The 14542-nt window shown below is 36.2% G+C and carries 16 protein-coding genes; 3 read left to right on the top strand and 13 right to left on the bottom strand.

The genetic code is table 11. The features are described 5' to 3' along the window. Positions 1 to 336: 336 nt before the first annotated feature. The 8 genes from F8153_RS07855 to trxA form a co-directional block, all read right to left on the bottom strand. Positions 337 to 573 carry a hypothetical protein gene (locus F8153_RS07855; RefSeq protein ID WP_151865812.1) on the bottom strand — a complete coding sequence of 79 codons (237 nt, stop codon included), beginning with the start codon at positions 571 to 573 and terminating at the stop codon, positions 337 to 339. 195 nt (positions 574 to 768) lie between these two features. Next, positions 769 to 2286, bottom strand: a complete 1518-nt coding sequence (locus F8153_RS07850) for a DEAD/DEAH box helicase (RefSeq protein WP_151865811.1) — start codon at positions 2284 to 2286, stop codon at positions 769 to 771. Positions 2287 to 2416: 130 nt separating this feature from the next. Beyond that, positions 2417 to 3922 (bottom strand): glycine betaine uptake BCCT transporter, encoded by a 1506-nt coding sequence (locus F8153_RS07845; RefSeq protein ID WP_151865810.1) that lies wholly within the window; start codon positions 3920 to 3922, stop codon positions 2417 to 2419. Positions 3923 to 4063: 141 nt separating this feature from the next. Further along, positions 4064 to 5386, bottom strand: a complete 1323-nt coding sequence (grdH, locus tag F8153_RS07840) for a betaine reductase selenoprotein B (RefSeq protein ID WP_151865809.1) — start codon at positions 5384 to 5386, stop codon at positions 4064 to 4066. A gap of 13 nt (positions 5387 to 5399) precedes the next feature. Beyond that, the gene (locus F8153_RS07835) at positions 5400 to 6725 is read right to left on the bottom strand and encodes a glycine/sarcosine/betaine reductase component B subunit (RefSeq protein WP_151865808.1); all 1326 of its coding nucleotides are present in this window, start codon (positions 6723 to 6725) and stop codon (positions 5400 to 5402) included. A 319-nt stretch (positions 6726 to 7044) separates the two neighbouring features. Further along, entirely contained in the window at positions 7045 to 7515 is a 471-nt protein-coding gene (gene grdA / locus F8153_RS07830; protein WP_151865807.1) for a glycine/sarcosine/betaine reductase complex selenoprotein A, read from the bottom strand. An 85-nt stretch (positions 7516 to 7600) separates the two neighbouring features. After that, a complete protein-coding gene (locus F8153_RS07825; protein ID WP_151865806.1) occupies positions 7601 to 8563 on the bottom strand; it encodes an NAD(P)/FAD-dependent oxidoreductase in 963 nt (320 codons plus the stop codon). Positions 8564 to 8593: 30 nt separating this feature from the next. Continuing rightward, positions 8594 to 8914 (bottom strand): thioredoxin TrxA, encoded by a 321-nt coding sequence (gene trxA / locus F8153_RS07820; RefSeq protein ID WP_151865805.1) that lies wholly within the window; start codon positions 8912 to 8914, stop codon positions 8594 to 8596. A gap of 201 nt (positions 8915 to 9115) precedes the next feature. On the opposite strand from trxA, the gene F8153_RS07815 reads away from it, so the two are divergent. Beyond that, entirely contained in the window at positions 9116 to 9784 is a 669-nt protein-coding gene (locus F8153_RS07815) for a TetR/AcrR family transcriptional regulator (protein WP_192929718.1), read from the top strand. 160 nt (positions 9785 to 9944) lie between these two features. Next, positions 9945 to 10595, top strand: coding sequence for a TetR/AcrR family transcriptional regulator (locus F8153_RS07810; protein WP_151865803.1), 651 nt, complete (start codon positions 9945 to 9947; stop codon positions 10593 to 10595). Between the two features lie 155 nt (positions 10596 to 10750). Here F8153_RS07810 and F8153_RS07805 read toward each other — a convergent pair whose 3' ends face one another. The 5 genes from F8153_RS07805 to F8153_RS07785 all read right to left on the bottom strand — a co-directional run bounded on the left by F8153_RS07805 (position 10751) and on the right by F8153_RS07785 (position 13017). Beyond that, the gene (locus F8153_RS07805; RefSeq protein WP_151865802.1) at positions 10751 to 11215 is read right to left on the bottom strand and encodes a CBS domain-containing protein; all 465 of its coding nucleotides are present in this window, start codon (positions 11213 to 11215) and stop codon (positions 10751 to 10753) included. A 91-nt stretch (positions 11216 to 11306) separates the two neighbouring features. Beyond that, a complete protein-coding gene (locus tag F8153_RS07800) occupies positions 11307 to 12035 on the bottom strand; it encodes a phosphatase (protein WP_151865801.1) in 729 nt (242 codons plus the stop codon). 131 nt (positions 12036 to 12166) lie between these two features. After that, positions 12167 to 12358, bottom strand: coding sequence for a hypothetical protein (locus tag F8153_RS07795; RefSeq protein ID WP_151865800.1), 192 nt, complete (start codon positions 12356 to 12358; stop codon positions 12167 to 12169). 194 nt (positions 12359 to 12552) lie between these two features. Continuing rightward, positions 12553 to 12732 carry a hypothetical protein gene (locus F8153_RS07790; protein WP_151865799.1) on the bottom strand — a complete coding sequence of 60 codons (180 nt, stop codon included), beginning with the start codon at positions 12730 to 12732 and terminating at the stop codon, positions 12553 to 12555. 87 nt (positions 12733 to 12819) lie between these two features. After that, complete coding sequence (locus F8153_RS07785; RefSeq protein ID WP_151865798.1) at positions 12820 to 13017, bottom strand: hypothetical protein; 198 nt, start codon at positions 13015 to 13017, stop codon at positions 12820 to 12822. Between the two features lie 216 nt (positions 13018 to 13233). Here F8153_RS07785 and dapG point away from each other — a divergent pair, with 216 nt between their 5' ends. Beyond that, positions 13234 to 14466, top strand: a complete 1233-nt coding sequence (gene dapG / locus F8153_RS07780; RefSeq protein WP_334296300.1) for an aspartate kinase — start codon at positions 13234 to 13236, stop codon at positions 14464 to 14466. Positions 14467 to 14542: the final 76 nt, after the last annotated feature.

Genomic DNA, 14542 nt, shown 5'->3' with positions numbered 1-14542 from the left:
AAGGTTTTTTTTCTTCATTTATTATGCATAGAGATCCTGTATATTTTTATTTTCTTTATACATATTAAAGTTTTTATGTGTACAATCTGTTTACTTACTATTTTATCTAGAACCCTGACATTTTCTTGTCTATTTTAAGTGTCGTTTAATGGAATGTTTTTCCATAATTCTACATCCCTTTCCTTTACTTCTAGAAAATATTTGTTATATTTAGAAAACTTGCCATAAAAAAACAGGAATAAACTAATCCTGTAAGCTATTCCTGTAAATAAAATTAAATATTATTATCTTTTTTAGCATCAGCTTTTCTATACAACCTTTGGTTAATGTTATCCCTTACCTTTTATTGTTTTTTTCATTGCCCCGCTTAAAATTTCCTGTTATTTTTGCCATAATCAGTTGTGCTTCACGGTTATCTGCACTAGAAACCCTTGCTAGGAACTTTTCACTATCTTTACCCTTTAATATCATCACCTGTTTATCATACCAATATATAAATACCTTGTTATCCTTAGTAACTCTAAATGTAAAAACCTCTACTTCAAATTTATTTCTTTTATCTATATTTTCCAAATTCTATTATCCCCCTTAAATTTCTTTTCTCATCATATATCAATCCAATCATCCCCTTAATAAGAAATCATACAAGTAGTTAATTCCCGAAGAATCAACAATATCCTCTAAAAATATTCTAAAATTCTCTATATAGTCTAGTATTAATATTGTAAAAAAGCTCCTATAGAGTGTTCTCTACGGAGCCAAATCACCTTACTTTCTTTTTTGATTTCCCTCGGGTCTTCTTGGGTTGTCTTTTTTCTTGCCCTTCCCATTACTTTTAATTCCTCTACCTTTTTGATCTTGATTCTCTTTATGATGAGGTTTCTTATAACCATCTTTGTTTTCGCTTCTATCTCTATCTTTAATTTCCTTCCTATAATCTTTTTTCTTATTTCCATCCTTCTTTTCGTTTCTGTAATCTTTTTTCTTATTTTTATCTTTGTTTTCATTCCTGTAATCTTTTTTCTTATCTAAATCTTTTTTATTCATTAAGTCTTTTTTCTTATCATCCTTCTTACCATCTCTGTAGTCATTTTTACTCTTACCCTTTGCTTTTTCATCAGCTTTCTTATTTCTTTGAGGCTTTTTGTCTTTAATCTTGGGTAAATCATCCACTTCAAATTTTAATTCCCTACGCTTAATTTTAAATCCTACGGTAGCCTCTAGATCCTTGATAAACCCAAAGTCTTTAGGGGATGCAAAGGTTATGGCCATACCCACTTCTCCAGCTCTACCAGTTCGACCTATTCTATGGATATAACCTTCAATATCCTGGGGTACATCGTAATTAAAAATATGGGTAATACCTTCAACATCAATTCCCCTTGCAACAATATCTGTAGCAACCAGCAATTGAATTTGCCCCTTCCGGAAGCTATTCATAACCTTTTCCCTTTTAGCTTGGGTAAGGTCACCATGAAGCTCATCACTGGAATAGCCATGAAGATGCAGGGCTTCATTGAGGGCCTTGGCCCTTCTTTTGGTACGACAGAAGATAATCCCCATATAGGGCTGTAGTTCCTTGAGGGTATCTAATAGAGCCCTCTGTTTTTGCCTATCAGTAATTTCAACAACATATTGCTTAATTTCCTCTAAAGTAACACTCTTACCTTTAACATGAATCTCCTTAGGTTCCTTCATGTGTTTTTTTGCTAAGCCTCGAATTTCCTTTGGCATTGTGGCGGAAAACAGCATCATTTGTCTAGAATCTGCTGTTGCATTAATGATTTCTTCAACATCCTTTAGGAAGCCCATATCCAACATGATATCTGCTTCATCCAACACAATTAAATTGGTATAGCTAAATTCTATAGTTCCTCTACCAATATGATCCAATAATCTACCGGGAGTTCCAATAACCAAATGGATACTACCCTTAAGCCTTCTAACTTGGGCCGCAACATCTTGACCCCCATAGGCAGCCAATGTCTTGATTCCCAATACCTTAGCTAGCTTTTGAGCTTCTTTAGTTATTTGCAATGCCAGCTCTCGTGTAGGAGTAACAATTAGGGCCTGTATGTGGCTTTGATTTATATCTATTTGTTCCATTATGGGCAGCAAAAATGCTAGAGTTTTGCCGGTACCAGTTTGGGCCTGACCTATGACATCTTCACCCCTCAAAAGCAGTGGAATAGTCTCTCTTTGTATTGGTGTTGGTGTAGTGATTCCCTCCTTCTCTAGGATATTATTAAGCTCTTCTCTTATTCCCAAATCTATAAAATTCACCATCATGTCTCCTTTTTATCTTTAGTCTACTCTATATTAAAGTAGTTATTCTCTATCATTATAATACATATATTGAATTTAGCACATAAAAAAACCTCTATCCTAAAGAATAGAGGCTTAAATTAACCATTAATTATGCTTCATCTTTTGAACTTAATTTACTATAATCCTTCCTTAAGGCCATAACAAGGGATACCATACCAAAGATCATTACAAAGGCGAAGGGGAAGGCTGCAGCTATTGAAGCTGTTTGTAACATTCCAAGACCTCCAGCTCCTCCAGCAAGCATTAATGTTAAAGCCAACAGGGATTGAATGATCCCCCATGTTACCTTCCGCTTATTATCAGGGTTTAAGTCACCATTTTTGGTCATCATACCTAAAACAAAGGTAGCTGAATCTGCAGAGGTTACAAAGAAGGTGCAAAGGAGTATAACCGCTACTATAGAGATAAATCCACCCAAAGGATAGTTACTCATTACCACGAAGAAGGCTGTTGGTGTAGACTTTATTGCTTCTGCAGCAATATCTGTTCCTAAATTAATACCAGCTGAACCAAATACCGCAAACCATATAAAGGATGCTATTGTTGGTGCTAATAATACTCCAGCAACAAACTCTTTAATAGTTCTACCTTTAGAGATACGGGATATAAAGGTACCTACAAATGGTGCCCATGCGATCCACCAAGCCCAGTAGAAGATTGTCCACCAACCAAACCATTCACCATTACCAAAGGCTTCTATGTGGAAGCTATCTCTAATAAACTCCCCTAGATACATTCCAATTCCTTCTGTAAAAGAGTTGATAATTAGAAGTGTAGGTCCTACTAGAAGGGTTAAAACCAGCAGAACTCCTGCAAGACTTACATTTACATTGGACAGGAATTTTATTCCCTTATCCAATCCAGTTGTGGCTGATATTATAAATAGAACCGTTACGACAGCCACAATGATAATTTGAGCTGTTGAGCTTTCTGGAATACCAAACATATAATTTAAACCACTATTTATTTGTAGAGTTCCTAAGCCCAGGGAGGTGGCAACCCCTGCAACCGTTGCAAATACTGCTAAGATATCAATGAATTTACCAATTGGACCTGCAGCCCTTTCTTCTCCAATTAGAGGAATAAAAATACTACTGATAAGACCTGGCTTACCCTTTCTAAATTGCATATAGGCCAATGCTAGAGCTAATACACAGTAGTTGGCCCATGGGTGTAAACCCCAATGGAAAAAGGATTTTTTCATGGCGAAGCTAGCTGCCGCTGCCGTTCCCCCTTCCATGCCTAGAGGAGCAATAAAGTGATTTAAGGGCTCAGCAATCCCCCAAAAAACTAGGCCTATTCCCATACCAGCACTAAATAACATTGCAAACCATGAAATAAAGCTGTACTCTGGTTTTGAGTCATCTGGACCAAGCTTGATCTTACCATATTTACTAAAGGCAATCCAAATTGAAAAGCCTACAAAAGAAAACATTGATACAAGATAAAACCATCCAAAGTTTCCTACAAGATAATTAAAAAGTGCAGTTGCTGTTGACTCAAAATTTTCTGGAAGAATTAATCCCCATAGAACGATTGCAAAAACCACAATTAATGAAATAATAAAGACATTGTTATTCTCCTTTTTTACCATCTCCTACATCCCCTTCTTTCTTATTTTTTTTGATAAAAAATTAACAAAATCTATGATGCAATAGTGGTATGCTGGGAAAATGATTTTTAAAAACCAGCACACCACTCTAAGGTGAACTATATCTTTTTACATCTAGCAGAATTAAATTTTTACTTTAAAGACGGTTTGCTCATCCACTTCAGTGGTTAAGGCATCTAAGGCTACTCCCACCCTGTGATATCTTAACTTCCACTGTTGCTCTTTAGGAGTATTAGGATCTCCTAGGGGATAAGGTATGGAAATGGTTGGTACCATTCTGTTTGCACCAACGGTTTTGGCAACGGGGATAAGATTAGCCATTTGAACGATTGTTATACCTGCTTTTTCGATTTCTTTGTTCATCGTTGCACCGCAACGTGTACAGGTACCTCAGGTGGAGGTTAATATTACTGCCTTCACCCCAGCTTCAACAAGTTCAGCAGCTATCTCTTTACCCATACGAGCAGCTTCTGCTTGGGTTGTTCCAGTACCTACCGTTGAGTAGAAATACTTATACACCCCACCAATTTTTCCTTCCTTCTCATAGGCCCTTAATGCATCAAGGGGTACGATTACATCTGGATCATTATTTGCTGCCATTGGATCAAAGCCTGCATGGATGGTCATAAACTCACCCTTTACAAGATCCTCTAACTTAGAAATGTCATACTTACCCCACTTAGTAGCTGAGGCTGATTGGATTCTATCTGGGTTACCTACTGGTACGATACCTCCAGATGTAACTACAGCCACCTCTAATTTGCTAAGCTCTTCAGCAGTCAAAGCTTTAGCTATTGGTACTAAATCCTGCTTTGGAATAGGTAGCTCTGTTTCAAAGGGTTGTCCATGAACCTTTTTCAATAACATGTCTATAACCCTTTCTGTTGCAACAACAGGAGGATTCAACCATACTTGTTTACGAATGCCCCTTCCAAAGTAGCCCTCCTCCTCTGCAGGTAGTAGCTCTTCTCTTTTTATAAGCTTTAATCCAAACTGGGCCATTGCTTTAACATCATTCCTCATGGCTGCAGCACTGGCACCACCCTTGAAAATGAAAAGCTCTTTTCTAAACATCTCCACTCCTGGATTTTCATCATTCATGGAGGTTATTGTAGGAACCTTAAACTTATCTTGAACAGCTTTACAGATATTACCGCAGGCACTACCATATCTTCCTGCTCTAAAGGCTGGTCCAGCGAAGAATATATCAAACTCTTTTCCTTCTAAAAATCCAAGAATGGTATTAATTGCTTCCTCTTGTCTAGATCCCATAAAGTTGTCTCCACAGATAATGGTGTGGGTAACCTCTACTTCATCTCCCAGCTGCTTATTAAGCTCCATAGCTGGTCCTACTAAACCTTCTCTTATTTCTGGTGCATGGTCTGCTAACTCTTCTCCACCGATTTGTCCGAAGAATTGATTTAAATATAGAATCGCCTTTTTCATCTATTCACACCTCCTAAAATTCCTTCATTGTCTTAGTAGACCATCCAACTACTTGGTCACTACAGAACATTGCATTGTTTTCCATAATGATTGATCCATCTTCTCTAACAGATGGTCCTAATATAGTATCGTTATCCCATCCTCCAGACAAACCATCTCTCGCTAGGGCTTGAAGCTCCCCAATCACTGTCTCCATTGGAGGTAATATAATTAAGTCAGATACATTGCCACAGGATACTATTGCATCTGCTTTGGCATCTAAGGTTACTAAAGGTTGTGAAGCTCCATCTCTTCCAGTACATTCATTGGTTAATCCAATGGTTTTAACACCAGCATCCTCTAAAGCCACTATACAAGCAATAAAGTCTGCATCTGGATTTCCATAGCCTTCTTCAGCAACAATTGCTGCATCGGCTCCTAAGGACTTAGCCATTTGAGCAACGAATTGTGCAGCCCTTTGTTTTTGCTCTAATGCAACGTTTAGATTTGACATGATTACCCCTAGGAAGTTGACTGTCTTACCATGCTCTTGATACAACCTCTTGATCATTGGAAAATTTTGAAAATCATAGGTAGACCATTTAGATGAGCAAGGCATAAAGGATCCAGAAATCATTGCTCCATCCAACACCTCGTTAGGATGCATAAAGGTTGGTACCATTCTGTTACAATCCCATCCATAGCATAGGTCATTGTATCCTAATTCTTCCATTTGTGATTGTGGTTGAAGAACCATCACCACACTAGGTAGTTTACTTGTCTCTGTGCTCCTTTTAGTAACAGGCGGAAGCTCATAAACCTCTACTTCCTCTGGCTGTAAATCAGCAACGGCTGCCCCTATGTACTCAGCTAGCCTCATTCCTGCCCATCTTAAAGCATGGTTTTTCTTTTGTTGCTCACGTTTTTCAAAGTTTTCATCTGTATCTGCAACCAATACAATATTCTTAAGCTGTGAATAGTAGGAGTATTTTGCTCCTTCACCACTCATATCAATTAAACCATCTTGAAATCCTCCCCAGTGCTTTCCAACAACTAAAACACTGCAGCCCTTTAAGGCATGGCTCTTTCCATCCCCTGCCTGCAATAAATCACCGGTAACTCCTGGGAAAAGAGGTCCTCCACCAATTCTATGTCTAGGTTCGATTGCTTCCTTTACTGGAACTAATCTTACTTTGTCTCCAGGCTTTACTATAACGATATCTGCTTCTGTAATATGCTCATCTTCCTTAACAACAGATAATGCAGCATTCTTGTTGATTGTTAGAATACCGTTGTTATATTGAGTTTTTTCTCCAAATTGGATATCCTTAACATAGAAATTTCCTAACTCTAATTTCATATAACAATTACACTCCCTTCGTATCATTAAATATTTAATATTTTGTTAGTTTGAAAACGTTGTCATTAATATATGTTATTTTTATAACCAGATTTAGTACTAGTATACCATATTCAAGATTATATTGTAAATGTGTTTATTTTTTATTCTTGTTTGTTTTTGTTAGAATTTTTCGATATCTGCCACTCATAAAAAATTCTTATGATGTCAACCCTCATAAGAGATTTGATTTTAGAAAATTGCATGATCCTTATCTATAGTTTCTAATAGCATAACTCTCTGTAAATGAGCTCATGCAATTTTCCTAGTTTATAGTCTACTAATATTTTGTAAATTCTGATCTAATGGATGACATTTCAGAGGTGATTGCATCAACATCTAAAACCATTTCCATCATGCCGATTTGCTCATCGTAAACTTCTTCATTAACTGCTTCTTTAAATTCTCTTTCAACAGCGTGATAAACTCGAAGTCCTAACTGGACTCCTGCTAATGAACCTGCGAAGGTAGGGTCCCCATTGGTTACTGTTTCAGCAGCTAAACCTGCAGCTTCTGCTTCAGCAGCCCCTAGAAGTACTATGACGTTTTCCGCGCCATGGTCCTCAACTAAATTTTTAACCCTATTTTGATTCTCCAGATCCATTGCACCAGCAGCCGTTCAGACAAAGCATTCAGTTGCTGAAAATACAACCTCTGCTCCAGTTGTCTTAAGGCACTCCTCCATAGCAGGACCTGGTATACCATCTCTGTCACCAATTATGATGACCTTTTTACCATCAAATAATCCCATGGTAACCACCCTTTCTTCATTATTTTATATTAACCCATAAATTGAGCAATATATTAAAGTAGTATCAATCCTTTAATATTTAATGTTAACTAGCTTGACTTATATTATTACACGCCTTAGATTCTAAATATTTTTCTGCCTGCACAGCTGCAATTGCACCATCAGCAATGGCGGTAACCACCTGTCTCAAAGATTTAACCCTACAATCTCCCGCTGCATAAACACCTTCAATATTGGTGTGCATATCTTGATTGGTTACTATGTAGCCATACTCCATCTCCAGAAGACCTTTGTATAATTCGGTTTGAGGTATAAAGCCAATAAATATGAATATACCAAAGGTTCCATCCTCTTCATCGGCCATAATCCTTTTAACTTCATTGGTATCATTATTTTTGATTGTCATGCCTTCTACGATATCTTCACCATGGATCTCAGTGATTTCAGTATTATATATAATCTCAAGATTTTTGTGACAGTTGGCCTTTTCTGCTATAGATTTTGCGCAGGTTAACGCACTTTCTCTACAAAGTATTGTAACCTTTCTGGCAAATTTCGTTAAGAACATTGCCTCTTCAACTGCAGAGTCTCCACCGCCAACTACAAACACCTCTAAATCTGTAAAGAAATCACCATCACAGGTAGCGCAATAGGATACTCCTTTTCCAGTTAGTTTTCCTTCTCCTTTAACACCTAATAATCTTGGTTTAGCACCATTGGCTATAATTACTGACTTTGCCTTATATTCACCATTTGATCCCTTTAAGAGTTTTACCTCTCCAGATAAATCTACTTCTTGTATGTTATCCTTAACTATTGTGGCTCCAAAGCTTTCAACTTGCTCCACTAGTCTTTCAATAATTGCGGGTCCCGTTGTTTCTCGAATTGAGCAGGGTACATTTACTACTTCCTCGGTGGAAACAATTTGTCCACCTCTTTTGGACTTTTCTATTATCAAAGCATCCATTTTTCCTCTGCCCGCATACAAACCTGCCGATAATCCAGCTGGTCCCCCACCTATAATAACCACATCATAAATTTTTTCCATTTCTCACCCTCCTGTGGTTTTTTTTTTTAATTAACTAATTACACCCTTAATAATTTCTTCTATGCTTTCCTTTGAAACCTCGTCTTTTGTCCTTACTTCCAGCTTTACACCATCCTTATATAAGGCTACAGTTGGAAGTCCTAGAATCTTTTCTGATATTGCCAATCGTCTGGCTTTAGTGGTGTCTAATTTGCAAAATTTTAGTTTCCCCTTGTACTGATCTTCTAACTCCATCATAGAAGGCATAAAAGCTTTACAGGGCTCACAGCTTTCACTCCAGAAGTCCACCAATATGTAACCCTTAGCCTCCAACACCTCTTCTTTAAAGTTATCCTTACTTAATTCAATCATCGTGATGATTCTCCCTCCTATACGCGTTTATTAAATATTTAACAATCTTTATCCCAATTATATCATAATGCTCATGTTAAGTAAACATGTTTATATACTAATTATGTTTATTTTATTAGAAATTTTTGAATATTTGTTTTAGTAGGCTATTTTTCTTATACTGTGATATAATGTATTTAAAATTTGACATAGGTGATGAGAATGTATAAAAAAGATATTCAAAAAAAGCGTATGATGAGGTATTTTATAGATGCTACTAAATCTATAGTCGAAAATGAAGGACATGAAGCAGTGACTGTGCGAAAGGTAGCGGATATTGCAGGTTATAATAGTGCTACCCTTTATAATTATTTCGACAATTTAGATCATCTATTGTTTTTTTCATCTATGAACTATCTGAAGGATTATGTGATAGCCTTACCTGAATACTTAACAGGTTGTAAAGATCCTTTAGACAAGTATTTTAGAATATGGAGATGTTTTTGTTACTTTTCCTACAACAATCCAAAAATTTACAATATATTATTCTTTAATAGGTACAGTCACCTCATTAAGGATGCTGTTAAGGAATATTACTCTATTTTTCCAGAGGAGCTTGGAGACCAACCCGAGGATCTTTTAAGAATGCTCTTAAAAAATGATATATCCTCTAGAAACATCACTCTCCTTGAGGCTATCAGTCAAGAAGGTCTGATTTCACAGGATGATATAGGTGATATAAATGACATGACTATATTGATTTATCAAGGTATGCTATCAAGGGTTTTATATAGTCAATGGGATTCGACAATTGATGAAGCAATCGAAAAAACCCTCTCCTACTTCAAGCATACCATTAGGGCCTTCAATGAAGGTAATGATAAACTATAAATAAAAAATCCCAGAATATCTTCTGGGATTTTTTTATAAAGACATGCTTCGGCCAAGACCTTTATCACTTATTGCATTTATTCATTAAAACATCTTTCTAATTTTTATTTTTATGATATAATAGGTAAGTATTTGAAAAAAACGACAATGGTGGTAGGCTATGGAGAAAAAAGAGATTCAAAAACAACGTATGATGAGATACTTTATTGACGCTACTCGTAGGATTATAGATACTGAAGGCTTTGAAGGAGTCACAGTTAGAAGAATTGCAGACTATGCGGGTTATAATAGCGCTACTTTATATAATTATTTTGACAATCTTCAGCATTTATTATTTTTCTATTCCATGAGCTATTTAAAGGAATATGTAGAAAGCCTTCCAAAGTTTCTAGAAGGAAGTAGAGACTCCCGTGAGAAATATTTAAGGATTTGGAGATGCTTCTGTCATTTTTCCTTTCATAATCCTCGGGTATATGAAACGATCTTTTTTAATAATGGCAGCTACTCAATAAAAGAAGCAGCAGAACAATATTATTCTATATTTCCTGAAGAGATAGCCGCCCATCCTGAGTTTTTAACAAAAATGCTGTTAAGAAGCGATATTTATTCTAGAAACATCACTTTGCTTGAATCTGTTAAAGATGAAGGCTTTATATCTGAAGAAAGTGTAGGGGAAATAAACGACATGACCTTGCTTATCTATCAAGGAATGCTGATGCAGGTGATCAATAATGACGGCCTTTCTGTTAAATCAGCTATAGATAAGACTGTTCTCTACATCGAAAAGACACTGGATGCCTTCAGACTTTAAAAATAATTCATAATAAAAACCAGCTTTCTAAAAATGAACTCCTTGAAATTTTAGTTGTACACTATATTTTCAGGAAGCTTCACCAGAAGAAATGCTGGTTTTTTATCGGTTAAAATTTTATGTCTAGACTAATTAATCTGTCAAACTCTTGGATATTATTTTGTTAACTTCATTTTTCCATAGGCTTTAATAATATCTCTTTGACTAATGATTCCTACAAGCTTTCCTTGGTTTACTACAGGAACCCTATGAACTTCATTTTCTGCCATTATTGAGACCACATTATCTATAGAGTCTTCTTCATTAACTACAAGTACCTTTTTTGTCATTACCTTCTCTACTTTTGTTTCCACTAATTTTTTGAGTTTCTCCTCTATAGTCTTATTGTTCTTATAAACGTCTGCCAAAGGGAAGAAACTGGGGTAGTAGTAGATGTGCCTAAACTTCTTGCTACCAATTACTAGATCCGTTTCTGTTAGTATTCCCACCAGTTCCCGATGATCATCAATAACAGGCAATCCACTTACATTGTGCTCCACCATTAAATCTATTGCTTCTCCTACTAAAGAATCCTTGTTGACAGATATAACATTTGTGGTCATAATTTCCTTAACTAGCATAATATACACCTCCTACAAAATATTACATGATTATTTCATAGAATACCCATTAATATGCTACTTAAAAAAGAATTTTTAAAATTAACAAGATTTAGCCTTTAAAATTTCCTTTCCTTCTTAATACCTCAAATAGTTTCTCTACTGAAGTGTTGACAATTAAATCATCATAGGCCTTAAGCTCCTTGAGCATCCCTTCAGCAAAGGTAAAGTTACCAATTTCCATAGCTATATGGGCATCACTACCAAAGGCTACCATTATTTTTTCCTTTAATGATTCCTCTAAAATTCTATAACATCTATCATAGCTTCCTAGCCTGAAGCTGTTTGGCTTTAAAGAGCTATTATTGATTTCTATTAGAGTCCCGGTTTCTTTAGCCCCATTTATTAGACTTTTGATATCCACTTCAAATAAAGGATTACCAGGGTGACCAATCATACTTATATAAGGTTTTTCCATTAGTTTTCTTAATACCTTTGTATTCTCCAAAATCGACGATGGAGCTATACAAGGTCTGTGGAAGCTTGCAATAACAAAATCCATTTCCTTTAAAATATCCTCCGATAAATCTAAACCCCCATCATAATCAAGGATATTAACCTCCACTCCCCTTAGAATCCTTACTCCATTAATTTCTTCTGGAATAGCCTTTAAATTTTTAAAATATAAAGGTTTGGGGGCTCCAGGCATAGCTGGGCCGTGATCTGTAATTGCCAATAACTGATAATTTATAGACTTAGCATAATTGGCTAGCTCCATTACTGTACTAAAAGCATGACCACTGGCTATTGTGTGACAATGTACATCCATTATGAATCTCATGAGATAGCCTCCAATCAAATTTTATCCAATACTATTATATCAGATTTCTGATGGAGGACTTAAAACAAACTTTCCTATGAAAAAATAAAAGAAGGAGGGTATTCCCTCCCTCTTCGAATGTAGTATTAATTTTAGATAAAGAATCTACTTCCTCCGAAAAGTACCACTAGTAATAATAAGAAGAATAATAAGCTATCACCTGATGCTGCAAAGATACCACAGTTGCAAAAGATGATTACTAGTAATAGGAAGAAGAATAAAACGCTGCTTCCACCGCCAAATAAACCGCCTAAAAAACCTTGGGTTGCTTTTACTTCACTCATTCTATCACCACCTTTATTTGATAAAATTGGCTATCTACACATCTTCATTAAATGTAAATAGTATATAACTAAATCATCAGCTTACTTTATCATATGAAACAGATGAATAATGGTGCTTGATGAATCTAGCCTTTGGTTTCTTGTATATCCCTTTAAGTGAATGAGGGGTGATTCTACACCCCCCATTAGCACTACTATACGAAGAAATATCTTCCGCCAAATAAAACTACTAATAATAAGAAGAAGAATAGTAAGCTATCGCCTGATTCCCTCATCAATGGGCAATTACAGAAGATAATCACCAACAGTAAGAAGAAGAATAATAGGCTATTGTTTTTAAAGGCACCAAATAAACCTTGAGTTGCATTGGCCATAATCTCACCTCCATATTAAGTGTATATTACAGTATATGTGTACCAAGTCTTATGTGTTAATAGAAGGGAAAGTCCCCCTACTCAGCATTAGCTCCAGCAAAATAATTCTCTACCACCAAATAAAACCACAAGTAGTAGGAAGAAGAAAAGTAAACTATCTCCTGATTCTTTGAATAATCTGCAGTTGCAGAAGATAATTACCAGCAGTAGGAAGAAGAACAGTAAGCTGGTATCTGTTCTAAATAATCCTCCTAAAACACCTGTGCCTTTTACAGCTTCACTCATGTATAACACCTCCCATATTACTAAGCCCTATTGGGTCTCAATACATGATATGAAATAGATCAAAAGTTGTGATTTATTACAGGAGAAAAACACATATAATCCCACAGAAAATTGCAATATAGTATTAGGTATAACTATTTATATTGACTTTCCTAGAGAACATTTATAATATAAAAGCATACTTTATTAATATATTATTTATTTCACATGTATGGGGTGATACTATTGAATATTGTAGTACAAAAGTTTGGCGGAACCTCCCTTTCAACTGATGAACGAAGAGAAATGGTAATTGAAAAGATCTTGAAGGCAAAATCCCAAGGTAAATCAGTAGTGGTTGTAGTATCTGCCATGGGTCGCAAGGGAGAACCCTATGCCACCGACACCCTACGGGGTTTAGTATTAAAGCACAATTCTGACTGTGGTCTTAGAACCCTTGATTTTTTGATGTCTTGTGGCGAGATGATTTCTGCCGCCGTTCTGGCAGCTACTCTAGAAAAGTACGGGGAGAAGCCTATCGTTATGACAGGGGCACAGGCCGGAATATTAACAGATGAGCAATTTAGCAGTTCCGAAATCCTATCTATAGATGAGAATAAGATATTAACCCATTTAGAGAGAGGTTCTATTGTTATCGTTTGCGGTTTTCAAGGAGTTTCCAATGAGGGAAGTATCACTACCCTTGGGAGAGGAGGTAGCGATACCACAGCTACGGCCCTTGGGGTAGCCCTCAATGCAGAATATGTTGAGATTTTCACAGATGTTGATGGAATTATGACAGCTGACCCAAATGTTGTCCCTTCAGCCAAAATCATCGATGAAATTAATTACGAAGAAGTTTTTCAAATGGCCGACAAAGGTGCTAAGGTTATCCATCCTAGGGCAGTTGAGATTGCCCAAAGGGAAAACCTACTGGTAAGGATTAAGAATACTCTATCCCAGCATCCTGGAACCTCAATACATTATTCAAAAAATAATGGAGGAAGCCCCTATTCTAATAGGATTAATAAAAGGCTCCTTACCGCCATAACTCATCAAAACAATATTGCTCAGGTTTTTGTTATATTTGATAATGATTTCAAAAGAGAAAGCGAATTCCTATCTACCCTTGCCAAGGCTAAAATTAGTATTGATATGATCAACTTCTTTCTTGATCGAAAGGTTTTCACCATTAACGAAGGGCAGATACCCTTACTTAAGGAGCTTTTAGAAGAGCTTCAAATACCCTATGATATTAAGGAAAAGTGTAGTAAGGTTACAATAGTAGGCAGCAGAATTACAGGAATTCCTGGTGTAATGGCCACAATAGTTGAGGCCCTTTCAAGGGGAGGAGTCAAGATATTACAAAGTTCCGATTCCCATTCCACAATATCCTGCTTAGTACCAGAGGAGGATGCAATAAAAGCCGTAAATCTCCTTCACGATGCCTTCCATTTAAATGAAGAGTAACAATAGGTCACAAGTTGACTTCTTAGAACAAAAGCATTTCATGCGTTAATTTTCTATGGTTAAAATACTTTTGTTT

The organism is Alkaliphilus serpentinus (assembly GCF_009017255.1).
Taxonomy (GTDB): domain Bacteria; phylum Bacillota; class Clostridia; order Peptostreptococcales; family Natronincolaceae; genus Alkaliphilus_D; species Alkaliphilus_D serpentinus.
This window is presented reverse-complemented; position numbering and strand designations above follow the sequence as displayed.